This window comes from Nonomuraea dietziae (assembly GCF_014195505.1).
Lineage (GTDB): Bacteria > Actinomycetota > Actinomycetes > Streptosporangiales > Streptosporangiaceae > Nonomuraea > Nonomuraea roseola.
On the sequence record NZ_JACIBV010000001.1, the window covers coordinates 310370 to 331368 of the forward strand.

The window sequence follows — 20999 nt, forward strand, 5'->3', positions numbered from 1 at the left end:
CCAAAGCCGACAGCGCCTGCCAGAAAGGCCAAGCCTGTTCGGCGGCACGACCGGGCGCCTGCCTGGATGTCTGGCTGCTCGACCTGGGCGGCGCACGGCCGTGGGATGCACCGCCGCCGCCCACCCCTGCGTCAGACGCGGGAAAGGGAGCCAGGCGGCGGCAGCCGATCAGTGGTCAGGCCGGCTGCGGTGCCGAGGCCGGCTCTCCTGACGCCACGGCGGGAATGTGCACGATGCCGCCGCGCTCGTCGTATTGGTCGGCCTGCGGGTCGTCGAACCATATGCCGCCCTCGCGCAGGTAGCGAAAGGCGAGGCTGAGGCCCTGTGGCACCTGCACCGTGACCGTGTGCCGGCCGTCCTGGCCCACGGTCATCGGGTGGGCGTGGGGGTCCCAGTCGTTGAAGTCCCCGACCACCGAGACGGGCCCGCTCACCTCGCCGGGCAACGAGAAGGTGAGCGCCACCAAGCCCTGCTTGTCCGGTTCGCTGCGCGAAATCATGCTTCCCCCTGCATTAGTGACGGATGTCGCCGCTTTCTGTCGTCCTACCGGTCGATCCCACCTCCGGTCATTTCCGCCGCGCCGTCCATGACGGGCTCTTGACCACCGTGGCGGCGTCCCCTCAACCCCCCGCAGATGCCGATGCGGTCATCCGGCCCCCAGCCGCGCTCTTTCATCCGCCTACGGGTCCGCCTTCGGCCGCGAGTTCGGCCCGCAACCCGTCGAGAACCGCGCGCAGGATGCGCGATACGTGCATCTGGGAGATGCCGACCTCGTCGGCGATCTCGGCTTGGGTCAGATCGCCGTAGAAGCGCAGCAGCAGGATGTTCCTCTCCCGCGACGGCAGGGCGTCGATAAGAGGTTTGACGGCTTGGACGTCGATGAAGACATCGAGGCAATCATCCTGGTCGGCGATGAGGTCGCCGAGGCAGCCGTCCTCGTCGCTGACCAGGCGGGCATCCAAGGAGTACGTGCTGTAGGCGGCGGCCGCCTCGAGAGTGAGCAGCACTTGCTCGTGCGTCAGCTGCATGTGCGCTGCCAACTCGGCGATGGTGGGCGAGCGCTGCAAGGACTGAGCCAGATCGAAGACGAGCCGGTTGAGCTCCGAACGGCGTTCCTGGCAGACGTGCGGCACCTTGACGGCCCAGGCATGGTCGCGAAAGTGCCGTTTGACCTCCCCGGCCATCGTGATGGCCGCATATCCCCGAAACTCGTGGCCGAGGCCGGCGTCGTAGCCGTTGATGGCCTTCATCAAGCCGAGGTAGGCGACTTGGAGAAGGTCCTCCACCGGCTCTCCGCGATTGCGGTAGCGACGGACGATGCTGTTAGCCAGCCAGCTGTGCATCTGCACCAGGCGTTCACGTATGCGCTCCCGATCAGGCCGTGAGGTCTCTGGTCGCGCCATGGCCGCCAACAGCTCTTCGGCGGTCATCGCGTCAAGCGTGATGTCCTGGACAGCCATCCCCGTTTCCTTGCTGTGAGACGGTCGCTGTTGAGGACAGCTAAGCCGTCGGCACGCCTATTCGGTCAGGGGCGAAGCCTGCTGCGGATCTTGCTGTCGCCTTCCCCTCGTGAAGGGACATATTCCCCCTCTGGCGTCGGCCTCTCCTTAGAGATCCCCCAGTACTCCTGAAGATTCCCAGACGTTCCCCTCCGCGTTCCTGGACTTCCGGACAGGTCTACGCGTGCGCGCGACCGAACCACGGTGGCGTCCGCCGCCCTGGTTGAAACCCGTCCCTAAAACGGTCGTTTACGGGACGGTGCCGAATCGAGCGGGAAGCGCGTTTCCCCAGGAGCGACCGTCCCGAAAGGCGTTGTCACTTTTCGAAGTCGTGTGCACGGCTGTCCTGGGCGTTCCGGGATCTGTGCAGAGGACTACGAACATCCGGTGCGTCCATAGTCCTGTGCGCTACCGTGCGTTTTGTTCCGTACTCGTGTGCGCGACGGTGAGGTCCCGGCATGGACAGCGGGCGGGCGCAGATCGTCGAGCGGGGCGTGCTGACCGCCCCGAATGAGACGTGGGACGTAGCCGTACGCCGGGCCGAGGTGATCGGCCGGCTGGCCGCCGGGCTGCGGGTGGGATTGGCGGCCGCGGACGCGGCGGCGGCCGAGTTGGGCCTATCGCGGCGTCAGGTGTACGTGCTGCTGGGGCGGTGGCGTGCGGGTGAGGGCGTCGTCTCAGACCTGCTTCCCCGGCGCTCCAGCGGCGGCCGGAAACTCGGCCGGGTGCCGGCGGCGGTCGAGACGGTGATGGCCGAGGTGATCCGTTCGCGGTATCTGGACCGGCAGCGGCGATCGGTGGCGGCGGTCTACCGGGAGGTCGTACGCCGGTGCCGGTCCGGCGGGCTGCCGGTGCCGGCCCGCAGCACGCTGGCGCGGCGGATCGAGGCGCTGGATCCGGCGGCGACCGCCACGGCACGGGAGGGCGCCGACGGGGCGCGCCGCCTGCGGCCGGCAGGCGGGGAACCGCCGAGCATCGAAGGTCTGCTGCAGCAGGTGCAGATCGACCACACGCCGGTCGATCTGGAGGTGGTCGATGAGCGGCATCGGCTGCCGATCGGCCGCCCCTATGTCACCGCGGCTATCGATGTGGCCAGCCGCTGCGTGGTCGGCCTGGTGATCACGCTGGAGGCGCCCTCGGCGCTGTCGGCCGGGCTGTGCCTGGCGCACACCGTGTGCGACAAACGGCCGTGGCTGGAGCGGCTCGGCCTGCAGGCGACCTGGCCGATGAGCGGCAAGCCGCACGAGATCCACGTCGACAATGCTGTGGGATTCCGCAGCGAGGCGCTGCGCCGGGGCTGTGCCCAGCACGGCATCACGCTGACGTACCGGCCCAAGGGCATGCCGCACTTCGGCGGCATCATCGAACGGCTGATCGGCACGATGATGCAGATGGTGCACGAACTGCCCGGCACCACTTTCTCCAACCCGGCAGAGCGCGGCAACTACGACAGCCAGGCCACGGCGGTGCTGACCGTCACCGAGCTGAACCGGTGGCTGGCCCTGGCGGTGGCCGCCTACCACGGCCAAGTGCACGGCACGCTGGGCCAGACCCCGGCCGGACGGTGGGCCGAAGGGCTCGCGGCCGGCGACCGTCCGGCCACGGTGACCAGCGAGACCGCGTTCCTGGTCGACTTCCTGCCGGTGATCCGCCGGACGCTGAGGCGGACCGGCTTCACGATCGACCACGTGCACTACTACAGCGACGCGCTCAAGCCCTGGATCGCCCGCCGCGACGGGTTGGAGAAGTTCGTGCTGCGCCGCGACCCGCGCGACATCTCCCGAATCTGGGTGCTGGACCCCAACGGGCACACCTACCTGCCGGTGCCGTACCGGACGCTGTCGCGCCCGCCGATCAGCGTGTGGGAACAGCGCGCCGCCATCGCCCGGCTGCGTCAGGACGGCCGCGCCCAAGTCGATGAGAACGCCCTGTTCGCCATGGTGGAGCAGATGCGGCAGATCACCGAGACCGCGGCGGCCAAGACCCGCCGGGCCCCGCCGGGAGGTCGAGCGTCGCTCGGCGACCCCCGCCCCGCGAGCAGCTTCGCCGGCGCCCCTGCCGCCGACCTCGCCGCCGGTCGAGGGGTGCGTGGACGATGAGCCGGTGCGGCCGTTCGAGGTGATCGAGCAGTGGTGAACAGCGAACCGAAGACCGGGCCGGAGATCGAGCTGGAGCCTGGGCTGGCAGACCTGTCGCACCTGCATGAAAGCGCCTGGCCGGTGGCCCGGCTGTCCGCCGCCGAACGGCTGGCCCGGGTACGGGCGGATCGGTGGATCGGCTACACCCGCGCCACGCAGGCGCTGGACCAGCTGAACACGTTGCTGAACTGGCCGGCCAAGCAACGGATGCCGAACCTGCTGGTGATCGGGCCGACCAACAACGGCAAGTCGATGATCCTGGAGAAGTTCCGGCGCCTGCACCCGCCGACCTCGCACCCGGACGCCGAGGAGATCCCGGTGCTGATGGTGCAGATGCCCTCCGACCCGCACGTGGCCCGTTTCTACACCGCGCTGCTGAGCGCGCTCGGCGCGCCGCTGCGCCCCCGCCAGCGGCTGGCCGAGCTGGAGCAGCTCGCGGTGCGGCTGCTGCGGCAGGCAGGCGTGCGGATGCTGGTGATCGACGAACTGCACAGTGTGCTGGCCGGACGCGACGGGCCGCGCCGCGAGTTCCTCAACCTGCTGCGCTTCCTGGGCAACGAACTGAAGATCCCGCTGGTCGGCGTCGGCACTCGGGACGCCTACCTGGCGATCCGCTCCGACGACCAGCTGGAGAACCGCTTCGCGCCCTTCGTGCTGCCGCGCTGGCAGCCCGGCCGGGAGGCGAGCACGCTGCTGGCCAGCTTCGCCGCCGCCTTCCCGCTGCGCCGCCCCTCCCACCTGGCCACCCCGGAGATGACCGACTACCTGCTGACCTGCAGCGAGGGCACCATCGGGGAACTGGCCGCGCTGCTCACCGAGACAGCCGCCGCGGCGATCGAGTCCGGCGAGGAGGCCATCAACCAGCGCACCCTGCTCATGGCGAGTTACGTCGGCCCGACCGAGCGGCGCCGCAAGTTCGAACGCGAGCTGGTGTGAGGTCCGCGCCTGTGCCGAATGGTGTGCGCCGCTGGCCCGTTCACCCCGAGCCCGGCCCCGGCGAGGCGCTCACCTCATGGCTCAGCCGTCTGGCCGGGCTGTACCGCCTGTCGGTCGAACAGCTGCTGACCCATAACCTCGGCCCGGCGTCGGCGCAGTTCGACCTCGTACGCCTACGCGACGCAGACCTTGACCACCAGGTACCCGCTGCCGTCTTGCGCGCGCTCGCCGCGCGGACCGGCATCGCGGTAGGCCGGCTGCGCCGGATGACGATCTCCGGGTGTGTGCCGTGGCTGGCGGACACCCTGGATCCCGCCGACGGCCAGAAGGCCTTCTCTGCCTATGTCCGGCAGGACTCGGTGCTGCTGCCGCCGGGCCGGGCCGAATATCACGTCGTCAAACGCTGGGTGCCCTGGCTGCCGGCGCGCAGCCGCCCGTGGCGGTCGGCACGACGGGTCTGCCCCACCTGCCCAGCCGACCGCGGCATCCTCCTGCTCGCCGCGCTTCCCCTCATGATCAGCTGCGCGGAACACGGATGCCGCCTGGAACGAGTCCACGAGGTTCGCCGGGCTCACCGCTACGGCGAGCCGATGACCCCCCGCCCGGTCCCCGACGCCGTTGCCGCGCTGGACCGGCTCACCTTCGAGGGCATCGCCACCGGGAGCGTCACGCTGCCCTCGCGCACGGTGCACGTCGGGGAATGGCTGCGGCTGCTGCGGACGCTGCTGGACGAGGTCAGCATGGTCGCGTCCCGGGCCGGCCCCGGCTCGGCCGCCATGCTGCACCAGGTCTGGGACGCCGTGGACTTGCCGTTCCGGGCTGGCCTGAACCTCTGGCGGCCGTACGAGCGGCTGAGCCCGGCGCGTCAGGAAGCAATGCTGCAGGCGGCGGCCACCGCGATGCAACTGGCCGCAGACGGGAGGATCATTCCCGGTGGCACGCTCGGCGCGGCGCTGCAGCCTGCTTCACATCGGCGGTAAGGCAACGCGCCTCGGCGTTAGAGGGCCGCGTCGGTGTCCGCGGTGGCCAGCATGCTGTTGATGTTGGCGCCGGCCATGCCGGAGGCGAAACCGCGGCCCATGTTCGGCAGGTCCTGCACCGGCAGGCTCAGACCTTCCAGGCCCTGGGTGCGGGCCTGCATCTGCGCGGCGACCGCGAGGACGCGGCGGGCCACGACCTGGCCGTCGGCCAGGCGCACCCCGGCGAGGGCACCGTCCTCGTCGTTGACGACCTCGGTGACCGGGGTGTCGATGATGCGGATGCCGCGGGCGGCGAAGCGGGCGCGGCTGTCCTCGTCCAGGTCAGTGCCGTGGGTGAAGTAGGTCAGGGTCGTGGTCATATCCGGCCGGAAATTCCCGCTGAGCCACCGGTAACGCGATCGCGTCCCCGCTCGTATTCGAGGAACTCCACTCACGCTGCAGCGGCGGCGATATCCAGACTTTTCATCCGTGCCCTGTTGGTCATCATCTTGGCGAGCAGCCGGCCGGCGATCGGCAGCCGGGCGAGGCGGATCATCATGGACCGAAGCAGCAACTCGGCGCGGTTGCCTGGGGTGAAGAAACCGCGCATGCTCACACCGCTGCCGAGGTGGTGGTCGATGAACGGGCGCAGGTGGTCCTCCCAGTCCTGCAGCGCTCGTGGCACGTCGTGCGGGTGGCGTTCCAGCATGGTGCCGAGCAGGTCCGCCCCGGCCAGGCCGGTGGATGCCCCCATGCCGGAGTAAACGGTCAGGCACCACGCGGCGTCGCCGACGAGCACGACTCGGCCGCGGTGCCAGTGGTCGAGGTGTACCTGCTCGGCGGAGTCGAACAGGTGGTCCGGGGCCTTCTCGAACTGGTCGAGCAGCCAACCGAGCGTGGAGCCGGTGGGCTCGGGGCCGTAGGCGGCGCGCAGCGAGTCGATGGCCGGCCGGGTGAACTCGGCGTCCACGTCGTCGGTGCGGTAGGAGAACAGCACCGACGGCGGACGGTCGGCGAACGAGAACACCCACACCGATCGGCCCGCCTCGGCCATGAGCAGCCCGTCCTGTAGGCGGTAGCCGGGTACCGGCTCGGGCAGGCTGTACACGGCGATCATGTAGTTCAGCCGACGGATCGGGCTCTGCTCGGGCTCGAACGCAAGCCGGCGCACCGTCGAGCGCAGTCCGTCTGCCCCGACCACCAGGTCGAACCGTTCGACGGTCGTCGTCTCCGTCGTCAGGTCGCGGATCTCGACGCCCACCCCGTCGAGGTACTGGTCCAGCGCGATCGGCACGGTCGAGTACCGGATCTCGACCCCGTCGGGCAGGGCGGTGAAGACCGCGTCTTCGATGTCGCCCCGCATCACCATTCGAGACCCGCCGAACACATCGGCGTAGCCCACACCGCGGCGGCGCCGGCCCGTGCGGTCGACGTCGAAGCTCACGCCTTCCGGAGCAAAGCGATTCGGCACCGCATCGGCGATGCCCAGCCGTTCGGCGGCGGCGAGCCCGGTCCCGAACAGGGCGATGAAGTATCCGCCGCGGCGCCGCTCGGGGGCCTTCTCCAGCACCACCACGTCCCAGCCCGCGCGATGCAGTCGCAGCGCGGAGGCAGTCCCGCTGATCCCGAGGCCGACCACCAGGGCCCGCTGACGCGATGTCGTGTTCTTGTCCATGACCCGAATGGGATGGCGCTCCGACATTGTCGTGTCCTCCATCTGGTTGGGGTGGGTCGGCCGTTCAGGAAGCCGAGGATGTGGAGTCGTCGAGGCGGGCGAGGAAGTCGAGGAGTGTGGCGTTGACCTCGGCGGGACGCTCCTGCTGCTTGCTTGCTGGGCATGGCTGAAAACCGCCTGGAAACTGATCGGTTTCCACCTGGGAAAACAGATCGGTTCCCCACCAACGAAAGTGAGGGAGCGGGTGACGGGCTGAGATCTCAGGGCTCAAGATCATCCTGTGGCCCCTTTTGGGCCTACCTCGGCGATCCCCTGGAGGGCCGCGTCGGTGTCCGCGGTGGCCAGCATGCTGTTGATGTTGGCGCCGGCCAGTGCGCCGGCCGCTGCGGAGGCCCCGACCTGGGCGACCGGATCGGTGGCGTTGCCGGCCACCCACACACCCGGCACCTCGGTGGTGCCGGCCATGCCGGAGGCGAAACCGCGGCCCATGTTCGGCAGATCCTGCACCGGCAGGCCCAAACCTTCCAGGCCCTGGGTGCGGGCCTGCATCTGCGGGCCGACCGCGAGGACGCGGCGGGCCACGACCCGGCCGTCGGCCAGGCGCACCCCGGCGAGGGCACCGTCCTCGTCGTTGACGACCTCGGTGACCGGGGTGTCGATGACGCGGATGCCGCGGGCGGCGAAGCGGGCGCGGCTGTCCTCGTCCAGGTCAGTGCCGTGGGCGAAGTAGGTCAGGTCCTCGGTCAGCTGACGGAACAGAAACGCGTGGCCGATGGAGGCCGCGCCGGTGGCGAGGATACCGATGGGCTCATCGCGCACCTCCCAGCCGTGGCAGTACGGGCAGTGCACCACACTGTGCCCCCAGTGCTCGGCGAGCCCGGGCACCTCCGGCAGCACATCCGTGAGGCCGGTGGCCACCAGGATGCGGCGAGCGGTGATGCTCCGGCCGTCGGCCAGGGTGACGGTGAACCGCAGGTCCCCGTCCGCCGACGGGGCGGCAGACTCGGCCGAGACCACCTCGCCGAACACGACGCGTCCGCCGTACTGGCGCACCTGCTCCCGGCCCCGTCGAAGGATCTCCGGCGGCGGGGTGCCGTCCAGGGCGATGAGGCCGTGCACGGCCTTCGCGGGCGCGTTGCGCGGGGAGCCGCTGTCGATCACGACGACCGAGCGGCGGGAGCGGGCGAGGATAAGTGCACCGTTCAGCCCCGCGGCGCCCCCGCCGATCACCACCGCGTCGACGGTCCCCTCGGCCAGTGCGTCGCTCGCGTACGGAGGAGTCGTCACAGCCATGGCCTCCTGCCTTTCCATATCAGTCATGGTTCGGTCAACCCTTCGAGTTCTGGGTGGTTGGAGGGGGGTCAGCTGTTCAGAAAGCCCAGGATGTGGTCGGCGACCGTCTTGGGCTGCTCCAGGTGCAGGAAGTGCCCTGCGCCGGGTATGACGATCCGTTCGAGGCCGTTGGTGAACAGGTCGTCCATGCCGTCGCTCAACTCCACGGACATGCAGTTGTCGTCGGCCCCGTGCAGGTAGAGCGACGGGACGGTGAGGGCACCGAACGCCCGGACTTGCAGGGATTGGGTCGCCTCGTCCGCGGGGGGCGTGAACAACTGGCGGTAGTAGCCCAGGATCTCGGTCAGGACTCCTGGAGCACCCAGGGTTTCCTTGAGCGCGGCACGCTCCGCGTCCGGCAGTTCGTAGCCGGGTGACCATTCCCGCCAGAGCCGGTCGATGAAGGCGAAATCGTCGAGCTCGACGGCCGCCTCCGCCATGGCCGTCTGGAAGAAGAACATGTACCAGCTGCGTCGCTGCTGGTCACCGTCAGTGACCAATGCGGTCAGCAGTTGACGGCCATGGGGAGCCGCCATGGTGACAAGCTTGCGGACACGCCTCGCGTCGAGGCTCGCTGCCGCGTACGCCGCCCCGGCGCCGAAGTCGTGACCGATGAGATCCGCCTGCTCGCGCCCGAGCGCTTTGATCAGGGCCAGGACGTCCTGGCCGGTCGAGGCAATGCGGTAGGAGCCGTCGGGGGCCGCGCCGCCGGGCCAGTATCCGCGCTGTGCGGGCGCGACCGCCCAGTACCCTTCCTGCGCAAGACGGTCGAGAATCCCTGCCCAGCTGGCGGCATGGTCGGGAAACCCGTGGAGGCACACAACGAGCGGCCCGCTGCCGGCCTCAAGGATCGGAACCTCCAGCCCGCCTGCCTGAACCGTCCGATGACGGACGCGGTCGGTCGCCTGGGACCCCCTGGCCGGGGAGCCCTCGCCAGACGACGGTCGCTGGGTCACCTGCGTCATGAGTTCAACCCCCAAGCCGCCTTCGCGGCGTCGCGGTCCGGCAAGCCCGGACCAAGTAGCAAGTACGGCTGACGGCGACCAGGACGCTGACGCCGATCACGGAGCGATCTGCTGGAACATGTTTGAGCGGAATCGCTTAATTGCCCATCGATGTGCAGATTAGTTTATTGCCCATCCATGTGCAAATATCGCGATGACTTCCTCCTCCCACCCGCCCTCGAGGTACCGACGTGACCAGCCGACCAGCACGAACACCGACGACGAGGCCGAGACGGTCTCCGGCCCGGCCCCACGAGACGCCGCCCCCTCCTGCTCCGACTTCGACTTCGTCCCCCTCGCCGACTTCGACCTCGACTTCGGCGCAGCGTCGGGACGCGCGGGCCACCCGTGCCCGGATCCTCGACGCGGCTCGGCGGGAACTGACCGGCGACCCCGACAGCCGCCTGGAGGACATCGCCGGTGCCGCCGGTGTGGCCCGGCGCACCGTGTACGTCCACTTCGCCGGCCGGACCGCGCTCGTCGAGTGCCTGGCCGCCGAGGCCGCGGAGGCGATCCGGCGCGCCGTCGCGGGTGCCCCGGCCCCGACCCCCGACGCCGCCGCGGACCTGGCGCGATTCGTCCTCATGGTGTGGCCCGTCGGCGACCACTACCGCACCCTCATCCGGCTGGCCCGCGGCCAGGACCTCACCCCCGCACGCGTCGACGAACTGCTGACCCCCGCCCGCGACATGGCCACGAGGGTCCTCGCCCACGGCTGCCGACAGGGCGTCTTCCAGACCACCGTCCCGCCCGACCCGCTCACCCGAGCCATCGAGGCCCAACTGGCGACCCTGCTTGACTGCGTCGAGCGCGGCCTGTGGTCCGACGACGGCACCAGCGCCGCAACCGCCGCCCTCATCGCCGCCGGAGTCGCCCCGGACACCGCCGCCGCGAAGGTCGATCACGTACGGAAGACCGGGTCGCCCCCGAGTCCCGTCTGAAACCCGTGCCAGTACCCCACTCGCACTCACACAAATGTCCGCCCCCAACTCCCTGTCCCCCGAAGCCCTTTGGAGGAGGGCCGATGTACCGCCCCCGCCCCGAGCACGACCGTGACCAGGAGTGCGAGTTTCGTACTCGTACTCGTACTCGTACTCGTACTCGTACTCGTACTCGTACTCGTACTCGTACTCGCACGAACCCGCCGACGGCTCCGACCGCCCGCTGCCGGTGACCGAACTCGCCCTGCGGATGGACGGGTTGACGAAGTCGGACGACGACAGCCAGGCCCGGGCCCGCTCGGCGGAGGCGACCGTCTTCCTGTCGTACGCGGACCTGTCCGACGCCCTAGGCCTGGAACTGACCCAGGGCTACGGTTCCGACCGGATCCGCGCCCGCGTCCTGACCACCCTCGGCTTCGAGGTCACCGCGACGACGACCGTCTCGGCGGCCTCCGGCAACCGCGTCACCTTCAAGGACTTCAAGGTCGCGGGCCGCGTCGCCCTGCCCGAGGCCGGTGAGAAGTTGCTCGGCCAGGTCTTCGCCGAGCCGATCGCACCGCGGAACATCCCCGACGGCCTTCGACTGCGCTCGGTCACCACCACGGAGCAGGGCCTCACCGCCCACTTCTCCGGGCAAGTCGGTCACCTTCCGCCGCGACGACGCCCGGGACACCTCGTCGAACGGGTCGGCCGGAGAGAAATCAGGTGCCGTGGGCCGGAAGAGCCGTAGCCATCGCCGACGCAACCTCCTCGACCACCGCGCTCGCCCGATCCTCCGGCACGCCGGCCGCGATGAGGGTGGCCGTGGCGATCCGGTGCCCGTCGTCCTCCAGCGCGCCGGTGTTGACGGACTCCACCAGAGCTACGATCATCGCCATCAGGCCTGCGCTCTGCACGGCCGGCGGCAGATGGGAGTGGAAGACGCCGTCCCGCTGCCCGCGCTCCAGGATCCCGGTGGCGGCCTCCCGGGCCGGCGCGAGCACCTCGGTGACGCGCTCGGAGCCGAGGTCCCGCCGGGTGAGCGCCAGCAGCATGCGGTAGCGGTCGCCCACGGGCCACATCTGGAGTACGAACCGCGCCAACGCCCGCTCGGCCGACTCCGCCGGCTCTCCCGACTCCGGCCCGGCCTCCACCATGTTCCGCAACGTCTCGGCGGCTTCCTCGGCGAGCGCCTCCAGCAGCGCAGCCCGCCCCGGGAAGTGCCCGAAGAGGGTGCGCCGGACGACTCCGGCGGCCCGCGCCAGCTCCTCCAGCGTGACATCGGGGTTCCGCCCCAGCTCCTCACGGGCCGTGGCCAGGATGCGCGCCCGGTTGGACCGCGAATTACGGCGCAGCGGCTCGCGGGCCACGTGCTTGCTCACGGAGAACCTCGCAGCATCAAAGGACGGACGAACGACCCCCATTTTGTCACGCCGAGCCGAAGCCCCCGTATCACGCCCCACCGGCCGCTGCCTCACGCGGGACCCGCCCCACCTCGTGGCCCGAAGCTCGGCCGACGCAGAACCGAGCGCGCCCGGTGCGGCCCTCGCGCTTGTTCCTCGACGAGAGCCCCGGCGCGCCGGGCGCCGCCGCCGACCTCGTCCGTCGCGGCCATCCCACCGGCCACCCCCGTCGGATCAGACCGCGAACTCCCGGAACAAGCCCGGAGTTCATCGCTGACTCCAGGTAGTTGCGAGCGTCGGGCAGCGCGCTCTTCCGCTCCTCGTCGGTCAGCTCGTCCCACGTCGGCAGAAACGTGCAGTCGTGGGCGAACTGCTGGCGGGCCTTGGCCAGGGCCAGCACGCGCGGGTCGTCGAGCGGGATCTGTGGCAGCGTCACGGCGTGCTCCTCAGGGAGTCGGGGGCTGGTCTGTGAGGTTGCCCTCGGCAGCGGCTGCGAGGGTCTTGTGGACGACGCCGACGGAGACCTTCACCCCGGCGGCGATGGTGCGGATGGATTCCCCGCGCCGGCGGCGGTCGAGGATCGCGGCGCGCTTGTCGTCGTCGACCACGGGGCGGCGGCCTCCGACCTTGCCTTGCTTGCGGGCGGTCTCCAGGCCGTTCTTCGTCTTGCGGACGATGTCGCGGCGGCGGTCCTCGGCCAGGGCGAGGGCCAGGTCGAGGATGAAGGAGCGCTCGGTGTGCTCGCCGGCGCCGATGCCCTCCAGGACCTTGACGCCGATGCCTTGCTGGAACAGGTCGTTGAGGACGATCAGTCCTTCCAGGAGGTTGCGGCCGAGCCGGTCGACCTCCTGGACGGTCAGCAGGTCGCCCTCGCGGATGTAGGACAGCGCGGTGAGCAGGTCGGGCCGGTCACTGGTGGCGAGCTTGCCGCTTGCCTTCTCCTCGATGACCTTCAGGCAGATCGGATCGAGGGCGTCATGCTGCCGCTGGGTGTTCTGCTTGTCGGTGCTGACCCGGACAAGTCCGATGAGCGCCATGGCGAAGCACCTCCGTTCATCAAACGTCACGCGCGAGGTATCTGAACGGTAGCAGGGAACGGCCGAAGATGAACGGCAAAATGAACATCCGAACCGGACACAGCGCACGGAGATCCCCCGTTCAGCCGGCTGTCCTTGTCGCGTTCGTCAAACGCTCGTTAGATGAACGCCACACCTGACGGCACCCGGCAGCGCAGACCACTTCGCGCATCCGTGCACACCACTTCGAAAAGTGACAGTCGTCCCGAAACCACCGCTTCATTTCTTGAGTTTCGGGACGGTTTTAGAGACGATGGACTCGTGAACGCCCCCACCGTCACCGCCACCAAGCCACACAGCCCGGCCAACGCGATCCGGATCGGCTACGCTCGCGTCTCCACCCGCGCCCAAGACCACCTGTCCCAGATGCAGGCCCTCGAAGGCGCGCACTGCCGCGAGATCGTCGAAGAGACCGCCAGCACCCGAAAAGATCGGCCCAAGCTGCGCGCCACCATCGAGCGGATGCACGCCGGCGACACCCTGGTCATCTACAAGCCCGACCGCATCGCTCGCAGCATGAAGGAGCTGCTGGTCTTCCTCGAAGACGAGCTCGCCCCGCGCGGCATCAACCTGGAGATCCTGTCCGGCATCTGCGCCGGCCTGCACCGCCCCAACGGTCAGACCATCGCCGACAAGATGCTGTTCATGGTCGCCGCCATGGCCGCCGAGATGGAACGCGACCTGATCAGCGAGCGCACCCTGGACGGCCTGGCCGCCGCCCGCGCCCACGGCCGCACCGGAGGCCGGCCCCCCGCGCTGGACGCGGACAAGCTGGCCGCCGCCCGCGCCCGCCAGGCCCGCGGCGAGTCCATCACCGCCATCGCCAAGCACCTCGGCGTCGGCCGCTCCACCCTGTACCGGGCCCTGGAGGAGGAAGACCGGCCCGCCGCGGCGACGACAACGGCCGCGCCGATGGTGGAGGCCGCGGTGACGAAGCAGGCCGCGCGCATGCCCTCCAAGGCCGAAGATGAAGCGTGCGACGCCGCCACCTACGCCATGGCCACCGCGCTGCAGGAGCGGCGCCCGGCTGCCTACCGCGCCATCGTGGATGACCTCACCCCGGCCGAACGTGACCAGGTGAGCCAGGCGTGCGTCCGTGCGGCCGCCCGCCGCGACCGCGACCAGAAGGGCTGACGACCATGGCCACTCCCACCCCGGCCCAAGCGCGTGAGCTGGCCGCCCGCGCCGACCAGCTGGCGGCCGCGATCGAGGTCCTGCGTGGCGAGCTGCGAGCGGGCGAGGACGCGCTGCACCGGACCGGCTACCGCCTCGATGACGCCGCCAGTTGGGTCCGCCAGGTCGCCAAGGATCTACAGGCGACCGCCTCTGACATGGCCCGCCTGGCCGCTCTCCCGGCCGGCGCCTGCGCCGTGCCGTGGGGCGTGTGCCCCGAGCACGGCAACACCCTCTTCTCCAGCGGCGGCGTGACCGCCTGCAAGAGCGCCGGATGCCGTCGCGCCTGGGGCTACAACCGAGACAACACCCCCTGCGCCGAACCCGCCACCCACCGCCTCACCGACGCCGACGGAGTCGAAGCGCTGATCTGCGACGGCCACGCCATCGACGCCCGCAACCGACTGATCGGCGGGCGGATCGAGCCGCTGTAAGCGTGTCCGGGACTGCAGGAATCAGCCCCGGACACGCACCCCAATCACACCACAGCCGCGGGCCCCGGCGTCATCTGACACCGGGGCCCGCAGCACGTATGGCCCGAACTCCTTGCTCGCCGGCCCGGATGGAAGGGCCGGAGGTCACCGAGCGTGATCGTCTCAACGTCTCAGTCCTCGCGCGCGCCTGCACACGTAGGGGCAAAGGCACGGATGAGACGAGACATTGAGACGATCACGCTTCGTGATGGCGCGGCACGTCCCTACCAGCCGCCGATGTCACGCCGGAGGTAGCCGCCCGTCGTCCTCGGAGTCGGCGCCCAGCCGGGGACATGCCCCCCAGCCATTCCCCCCGTCGTCGAGGCCGGAGCCCACCCGCCCACGTGTGCTGTGTGCCGCATCTGTCCTCCACGTCCGTTCGCGAAAGGCCGATCCTCGCGGCGACGGCCAGCCCGGGGCAAGAGGCCAAGGCCAGAAGGCCGGGCCAGATGGTTTCGTCCCGTCGGCCGCCGTTGCCGGCGGGCGACGCAACGTCCTCCTGCCCTTTCCTTCACTCCTTGTTGAGCGCGGGGAAAATGTCCATCGCGCAGATCTAATGTCAGTAGGAGCAGGGCTCTTAAACCGGTCGTGAAGAATTGGCTCTGTCTCACTCAATGGGGTCGAGCTGGCGGAGGTTACGGCCGGCATCGGATTCGAGGTCCTACCCACAGCTATCCGGACCGTGCTCGACCGTCGCGATGCTCACCGCTACTCGGCGCTGACCGTCTCTACCAGCGGCTGGCTACGACGGCTTGACTGGCCCCGCTCGGGCGGCTTGATCTGACGGTTGACGGCCCGATCTGGCTGCTGCCACTCTCCCCGCATGGGCTTGGGGGAACGCGTTCGCTACCAGACCTCCTTTACGGACTCGGCCCGCTGGGATGGGTTCGTGTTCCGTCCCGGCGACATCGTGATCAGCACCCCGGCGAAGTGCGGCACGACCTGGCTGCAGATGATCTGCGCCCTGGAGATCTTCAAGAGCGCGACATTCGACCGGCCGCTCGACCAGATCTCGCCGTGGCTGGACGTCCTGCTGCGCCCGCTCACCGGAGTGCTGGCCGACCTCGAGGCACAGGCGCACCGGCGGATCATCAAGACCCATACGCCCCTCGACGGATTGCCCTTCGACGACCGGGTCACCTACCTCTGCGCAAGCCGGGACCCCCGGGATGTGGCCGTGTCCTTGGACAACCATGCCAGCAACACCGACCGGGCCGTGTCCCTCGCATTGCGGGAGGATGCCGTGGGCGCCGCGGTCCTTGACGAGTTGCTGGCCGCCGCTCCGTCCCTGCCGAGCGGGACCGCGCGCGAGCGCTTCTGGTCCTGGGTCAATCCGGCCGCGCCCGGGAAGGCTGTGTCCGACCTGGAGATCATGCTTCACCATCTAGACACGTTCTGGCAGGTCCGCGACCAGCCGAACATCGTGCTGCTGCGCTACGAGGACCTCCTTGATGACCTCGAAGGGCAGATGCGCTACATAGCAGCCCGGCTCGGGATCGCCATCACCGAGACAGCCTGGCCGGACCTAGTCCAGGCCGCCACGTTCGCGGTCATGAAGGGCCGGGCCGTCGAGCTCGCGCCCGAAGCCAGCCACGACGGCTTTTATCACGATCGCAGCCAGTTCTTCCACAGCGGATCAACAGGCCAGTGGCGGCAGGTCCTCAGCGAGGAGGAGCTTCCCCGGTACGCTGCCCGAGTCGCCGAATGCGCGCCCGCGGACCTTGCCGCCTGGATCCATCGGCCCGCGCTGCCGGCGGCAGGCAACCTCTAGGGCGTGTTTCATAAGCCGCGGAGCCACTCGTTGATCGCAGCGATGGTGAGTGTGGCCTCGAAGCGGACAGCGAGCTTGTCGTACCGCGTAGCCATGGCACGGTTCTGTTTAAGCTGGTTGATGCCACATTCCACGGCATGACGCTGACGATAGAGGGTGGCGTCGAAGGCTGGAGGTCGCCCGCCCTTGGAACCCTTCGCGCGCCGGTGAGCGTCCTGGTCGGCCTTACTCGGGATGCATGCCTTGATCCCACGCCGGCGCAAATGATCGCGGTTGGCCTTGCTGGTGTAGGCCTTGTCGGCCAGGACCCGATCGGGACGAGTCCGGGGCCGGCCACCACCAAGACGGCTGATGCGGATCTTGTTCAGCACTGGGATGAACTGCGGGCTGTCACCCCGCTGACCGGCCGTCACCAGCAGGGCCAGGGGTTTGCGGCCCTGCTCGCAGACCAGGTGTGTCTTGGTGGTCAGCCCACCGCGTGAACGGCCCAACGCATGACCGTCCGGTTCGCTGTGCACCCCACCAGGCGGTTCCTTCTGCAGGTGACCGTCCCGGCGTGCCCCAGCGGCATGCTGGTGGGCCCGGCTGATCGTGGAGTCCACACTCGCCGTCCAGCCGATCTTCCCGGCGGCGTCCGCGTGCGCCTGCAACGCTGCCAGGATCTTCGACCAGGTGCCATCACGCTGCCAGCGGCGGAACCGGCCATACACCGTTGACCAGGGCGCATAAAGCTCAGGGACGTCCCGCCACGGCGCGCCGGTCCGAATCCGCCAGCGGATCCCGTCGATCAACTGCCGCCTGCTCCATTTCGGCGGACGACCGCGGCCCGAAGGGGCGGGTAACAGCGGTTCCAGCGCTGCCCATTGCCCGTCGGTCAGGTCGTGCCGCCTCGTCACCGCTACGCTGGCCACGAGGTCTCCGGTACTTGGCTCTTCTTGGTCGTTGAACCAACTACCGGAGGCCTCGTCGTTTATCGATGACCGCCACGCCGCAAGCCCTCAAAGACCCTTTTGGAAACACGGCCTAGGGGCGCGGTGCATGAGTGATGACGCGCCGGAGCTGACCGCGGAACTGGTGGCGGACGGCGTCGTGCCGTCGCAGCCGGTGATCTCGCACGACGGGTGCCAGTACAGCCTGCGCCTGACCCGCGGCGACCCCCTGGCCGATCCCCGGCCGGCGCCAACTCGAGCGCGTCCACGAACTCGGTGGCGATCTGCACCCACTGCCCATCGCTCAGCAGCGGATCGGCGGGATGCAGGTGCAACCCGCAATGCCAGACCGGCCGGTAGGGAGGCCGGACCCCCGCGAGTACCGGCTGGTCCAGCAGCGTGGCCAACCGCAGCACCGAGAACCCGCCGCCTGGCTATGTACGTGAGTTGCGGAGGCGTTTGTTGCTGGGACAGGGAAGGCGGCTTCGTGTGGTGAGGGGTGATGTCGCCGAGTTTTGACGGCAGTAGGGGTTCTTGCGGTGGGAGAGTCGGTGTGCTTCTCCCGTTTGGGGCCCCATGCGCATATCGGCGACCAAGGTCGAGCTGTATACGGCGATTCGCAACGTTTGCCCTGTCCGCTACCGGCACCTCGGGGCGATGTCCCCCGTCGATATGTCCGCGCGTTCGGGGGCACTGCCAGCGCGGCCAACGCGACTCCGAGCCGTCGTTCCGTCGCGAGGGAGCGGCCAACGTGCCAGGATAAATCACGTCAAGCCGTAACTCGCGTGGGCCGGTATCGCAGGGCGACCGCCCCCGACCGGAACTCACGGCGGTCCACGGGCTCGAGCTGGATGCGCTCGCGCAGACCGGCGAGCAACGTCGGCCCGTGTCCGGCAAGGACCGGCTGCACAAGGAACTCGTACTCGTCGATCAGTCCCAGATCTGCCAACGCCAGGGGGAGCGTCACGCCACCCACCCACAGGCCCTCGCCTGACTCCTGCTTGAGCCGCTGAACCGCTTGCCCGAAGTCGCCTCGCACCAGCTCGGCATTCCAATCGACCGCGCTCAGCGTGCTCGACACAACGTACTTCTTCGCCCGGTCGATGGTCTCGGCGAACGGGATCTGCCACTCATCCATCCAGTCAGGCCACGTGTCCGTGGCCGGCTTCCGCCACGCCGACTCCATCATCTCGTAGGTCACCCGGCCGAATAGCAGGGCATCGGCTCGCTCCATCTCAGCGGTCCAGTAACGCATCGACTCCTCGTCCGGGGGGAGCCCTGCCTCGTGATGGCAGCAGCCGTCGAGCGTGACGTTGATCGAGTATCGAAGTGGTCTCATCTCGTTGCTCTCCCTTGATGCGCGCAGCGCGTTTTCACCGGACGTCTACTTAGACGACTGTCGGCGCCATTTCTCATCGGCGCCGACCGCGGCCTGGTCCACCGCATTCAGGGCTGGCTCACCGAACGCTGCCTGACCGTGCACCTGCTCGACCCCACCGGCCTGCCGGATGTCGAACACCCCAGCGCCTACCAAGGCCCCGACTGGTGACCGGCCGGGCAGAGATGACGCGCGAGGACGGCATGGAGAGTGACGTGGACCATCACCTCTTCCAAATCCGGCTCCAGACCGGCGCACTGACCATCTGGGAACTGGGCGACCTGCTCGGCATCCACCCCCCACCTGCTGCACACCATGCAGCTCGAATACCTTGACCAGCTCCCCATCAAGACCATCATCGAGCTCGCCCGCCGCCTCGACATGCACCCGGCCGACCTCATCTCAGACCTCGACTCCGTCCTGAGACACCCGCGCGACCTCGAACCGCACATGCCCCGCCAGCAGAGCGGCGAGCTCGCCGACGACGCCCAAGCTCTGCTGGCCGCCCTCGCGCACGCCGCCGTCCCGCTCCTCATCGACGACATCGCCACTGCCCTGCAATGGAGCCTGCAGCGCGTCTACGCCGCCCTCGATCACGCCCGCGCCCACCCCGAGCTCGCCGGGCCGCATGCGATCGAGCGCATCCCGCCCCAGACCTACCTCCTGCGCCCGCGCCTGGACCTGCTCAGCCGTGCCCAGCAGCAGGCCATCCACAGCGCCGCCGACTACCATGTTGGACGTCAGGAGAATGACAGTGCTTTGCGACACGTCGTGTCAGTAACCGAGTGTGAGGGCATCAGGCTCAGAAGAGCGTGTCCAAAAGCATCTCCCCACCCGCCGAATAGCCCGGCAGGTCACAGCCATAGGCGCAAAGCGCTCTGGCGGCCCGAAACTCTTCCCTTCCAGAACCATGCACCTGTTCAGGGCCCCTTCGCCTTCTGCCGCTCGACAATGGCCGTGCGCCGACGGTCGCGCCGGTTGGCGTGCACGCTTGTGAGCGTGACGGCGACCAGGACCGCGACGATCACCCCGAGTGAGGCCAGGGTGGGAATCTCCGGCATCTGCGGCCAGATGCCGTGCGCCCAGTGCAGGACGAGTTTGACGCCGATGAACGCCAAGATCACGGCGAGCCCGTGGTTGAGGTGGCGCAGCTTGGTCAGCGCGCCGATCAGCACGAAGTACAGCGCCCGCAGGCCCAGAAGCGCGAAGGCGTTGGTGGCGAAGACCAGGAACGGGTCTTCGGTCACGCCATACACGGCGGGCACCGAATCGACGGCGAAGACGATGTCGGTGGCGAAGACGGCCACGATCGCCAGCGCCAGCGGCGTCAGGGCGCGGCGGCCTCGCTCGCGGACGATGAGGCGGGGGCCGCGGTAGTCGTCGGTGACCGGCATGAAGCGCCGCAGCAGCCGGATGGTGCGCATGGCGGAGATGTCGACCTGCTGCTCCTGGCCGGCCAGCGCGTCCTTGACGAGTTTCCCGGCGGTGACGATCAGGATGGCGCCGAACAGCAGGAACGCCCAGGTGCCGCTCTGTAGGGCGGCCGCGCCGAGCGCGATGAAGATTGCCCGTAGCACCAGGGCGCCGACGATGCCGTACAGCAGTACGCGTTGGGCCAGCGCGTCCGGGACCGCGAACGCCGACAGCAGCAGCATGAACACGAACAGGTTGTCCACCGACAGCGACTTCTCCACCATGTAACCGGTGAAGAACTCGACCGCTGTCGCGGAGCCGAACGCCTGCCACACGAAGGCGCCGAAGGCCAGTGGCAGCGCCAGGTAGAAGATCGACCATCCCAGCGCCTCACCCATCCGCACATGGTGCGGGCGTCGCGTCAGCATGAAGTCGGCGGCCAGCAGCACCGCCAAAGCGGCCACCGTGATGGTCCACAACTGCGGCGAACCGATCGTTTCGAGTGACGCCGTGATGTAAGCCGTCTGGGCTGGCATGGGGCCTCCTCGAACAGCCGAGCGTGTTCGAGGTCTCCTTCACCCGCACCGCGGGCGGCCGTCCGGGGACGCTGCCTGAGGTCCGTACTGACCGGGGCCGGCGCTTGGGAAGTACTCCCCTCGCCTTTCAGGCTAGGCCACCTGCTCGAGCACCTCCACCCCCTCATCGCTAACGGGAGGCCCGCAGCGGCCGCTCATGGCCATTGACCGCCATTCTGGACTGGGCGGATAGTGGAAGCACACGAAGGGGAGTACCCGCCGATCGCTTAGCCGATCGACACCCCGATCGTCACCACGGCCCCTGCCAAGGGCCCGGCGGGGTGGCCCACCCGCCCGTCGCGGAGGGCGCGGGAAGACCTTCGTCCCCATGACCGCATGGTCGTG

Annotated in this window: 21 protein-coding genes; 8 read left to right on the top strand and 13 right to left on the bottom strand. The window is 69.2% G+C overall.

The window, feature by feature from the left end; translation table 11 throughout:
- Positions 1-175: 175 nt before the first annotated feature.
- Together FHR33_RS01535 and FHR33_RS01540 are read right to left on the bottom strand one after the other, a co-directional pair.
- Positions 176-499, bottom strand: a complete 324-nt coding sequence (locus FHR33_RS01535; protein ID WP_183642457.1) for an isoamylase early set domain-containing protein — start codon at positions 497-499, stop codon at positions 176-178.
- A gap of 172 nt (positions 500-671) precedes the next feature.
- Entirely contained in the window at positions 672-1460 is a 789-nt protein-coding gene (locus tag FHR33_RS01540) for a SigB/SigF/SigG family RNA polymerase sigma factor (protein ID WP_183642460.1), read from the bottom strand.
- Positions 1461-2044: 584 nt separating this feature from the next.
- On the opposite strand from FHR33_RS01540, the gene FHR33_RS01545 reads away from it, so the two are divergent.
- From FHR33_RS01545 to FHR33_RS01555, 3 genes are read left to right on the top strand one after another with little or no spacing between them, the layout of a single operon-like run.
- Positions 2045-3598 (top strand): TnsB C-terminal domain-containing protein, encoded by a 1554-nt coding sequence (locus FHR33_RS01545; protein ID WP_221240865.1) that lies wholly within the window; start codon positions 2045-2047, stop codon positions 3596-3598.
- A gap of 33 nt (positions 3599-3631) precedes the next feature.
- On the top strand, positions 3632-4573 hold the full coding sequence (locus FHR33_RS01550; RefSeq protein ID WP_312895308.1) for a TniB family NTP-binding protein: 942 nt from the start codon (positions 3632-3634) through the stop codon (positions 4571-4573).
- Positions 4574-4584: 11 nt separating this feature from the next.
- A complete protein-coding gene (locus tag FHR33_RS01555; RefSeq protein ID WP_183642462.1) occupies positions 4585-5553 on the top strand; it encodes a TniQ family protein in 969 nt (322 codons plus the stop codon).
- Between the two features lie 17 nt (positions 5554-5570).
- Here the strand turns inward: FHR33_RS01555 and FHR33_RS01560 are convergent, their stop codons facing one another.
- From FHR33_RS01560 to FHR33_RS01575, 4 genes are all read right to left on the bottom strand, one after another.
- On the bottom strand, positions 5571-5912 hold the full coding sequence (locus tag FHR33_RS01560; protein WP_221240866.1) for a tryptophan 7-halogenase: 342 nt from the start codon (positions 5910-5912) through the stop codon (positions 5571-5573).
- 71 nt (positions 5913-5983) lie between these two features.
- Complete coding sequence (locus FHR33_RS01565) at positions 5984-7207, bottom strand: FAD-dependent monooxygenase (protein ID WP_183642464.1); 1224 nt, start codon at positions 7205-7207, stop codon at positions 5984-5986.
- Between the two features lie 273 nt (positions 7208-7480).
- Entirely contained in the window at positions 7481-8494 is a 1014-nt protein-coding gene (locus tag FHR33_RS01570) for an NAD(P)/FAD-dependent oxidoreductase (RefSeq protein ID WP_312895309.1), read from the bottom strand.
- A 74-nt stretch (positions 8495-8568) separates the two neighbouring features.
- On the bottom strand, positions 8569-9504 hold the full coding sequence (locus FHR33_RS01575) for an alpha/beta fold hydrolase (RefSeq protein ID WP_183642468.1): 936 nt from the start codon (positions 9502-9504) through the stop codon (positions 8569-8571).
- Positions 9505-9734: 230 nt separating this feature from the next.
- On the opposite strand from FHR33_RS01575, the gene FHR33_RS01580 reads away from it, so the two are divergent.
- A complete protein-coding gene (locus FHR33_RS01580) occupies positions 9735-10484 on the top strand; it encodes a TetR/AcrR family transcriptional regulator (protein ID WP_183642470.1) in 750 nt (249 codons plus the stop codon).
- 229 nt (positions 10485-10713) lie between these two features.
- A complete protein-coding gene (locus FHR33_RS01585) occupies positions 10714-11214 on the top strand; it encodes an LmeA family phospholipid-binding protein (RefSeq protein ID WP_221240867.1) in 501 nt (166 codons plus the stop codon).
- Here the strand turns inward: FHR33_RS01585 and FHR33_RS01590 are convergent.
- The 3 genes from FHR33_RS01590 to FHR33_RS01600 all read right to left on the bottom strand — a co-directional run bounded on the left by FHR33_RS01590 (position 11186) and on the right by FHR33_RS01600 (position 12903).
- Entirely contained in the window at positions 11186-11845 is a 660-nt protein-coding gene (locus tag FHR33_RS01590; RefSeq protein WP_183642472.1) for a TetR/AcrR family transcriptional regulator, read from the bottom strand. The genes FHR33_RS01585 and FHR33_RS01590 overlap by 29 nt on opposite strands.
- A 70-nt stretch (positions 11846-11915) precedes the next feature.
- The gene (locus tag FHR33_RS01595) at positions 11916-12302 is read right to left on the bottom strand and encodes a hypothetical protein (protein ID WP_183642475.1); all 387 of its coding nucleotides are present in this window, start codon (positions 12300-12302) and stop codon (positions 11916-11918) included.
- Between the two features lie 10 nt (positions 12303-12312).
- Complete coding sequence (locus FHR33_RS01600; protein WP_183642478.1) at positions 12313-12903, bottom strand: recombinase family protein; 591 nt, start codon at positions 12901-12903, stop codon at positions 12313-12315.
- Positions 12904-13203: 300 nt separating this feature from the next.
- Between FHR33_RS01600 and FHR33_RS01605 the strand changes: the two genes are divergently transcribed.
- The 3 genes from FHR33_RS01605 (at position 13204) to FHR33_RS01615 (ending at position 16359) form a co-directional block, all read left to right on the top strand.
- Entirely contained in the window at positions 13204-14076 is an 873-nt protein-coding gene (locus tag FHR33_RS01605; protein ID WP_221240869.1) for a recombinase family protein, read from the top strand.
- A 5-nt stretch (positions 14077-14081) separates the two neighbouring features.
- A complete protein-coding gene (locus tag FHR33_RS01610) occupies positions 14082-14549 on the top strand; it encodes a hypothetical protein (RefSeq protein ID WP_183642483.1) in 468 nt (155 codons plus the stop codon).
- Positions 14550-15411: 862 nt separating this feature from the next.
- Complete coding sequence (locus FHR33_RS01615; RefSeq protein ID WP_183642486.1) at positions 15412-16359, top strand: sulfotransferase domain-containing protein; 948 nt, start codon at positions 15412-15414, stop codon at positions 16357-16359.
- An 8-nt stretch (positions 16360-16367) separates the two neighbouring features.
- On the opposite strand, the gene FHR33_RS01620 is transcribed toward FHR33_RS01615, so the two are convergent.
- From FHR33_RS01620 to FHR33_RS01635, 4 genes are all read right to left on the bottom strand, one after another.
- The gene (locus FHR33_RS01620; protein ID WP_312895991.1) at positions 16368-17255 is read right to left on the bottom strand and encodes an IS5 family transposase; all 888 of its coding nucleotides are present in this window, start codon (positions 17253-17255) and stop codon (positions 16368-16370) included.
- An 802-nt stretch (positions 17256-18057) separates the two neighbouring features.
- Complete coding sequence (locus FHR33_RS01625; protein ID WP_030925166.1) at positions 18058-18627, bottom strand: dihydrofolate reductase family protein; 570 nt, start codon at positions 18625-18627, stop codon at positions 18058-18060.
- 441 nt (positions 18628-19068) lie between these two features.
- The gene (locus FHR33_RS01630; RefSeq protein ID WP_183642494.1) at positions 19069-19434 is read right to left on the bottom strand and encodes a hypothetical protein; all 366 of its coding nucleotides are present in this window, start codon (positions 19432-19434) and stop codon (positions 19069-19071) included.
- A 152-nt stretch (positions 19435-19586) separates the two neighbouring features.
- Entirely contained in the window at positions 19587-20615 is a 1029-nt protein-coding gene (locus FHR33_RS01635; protein WP_183642508.1) for a TerC/Alx family metal homeostasis membrane protein, read from the bottom strand.
- Between the last annotated feature and the right edge of the window lie 384 nt (positions 20616-20999).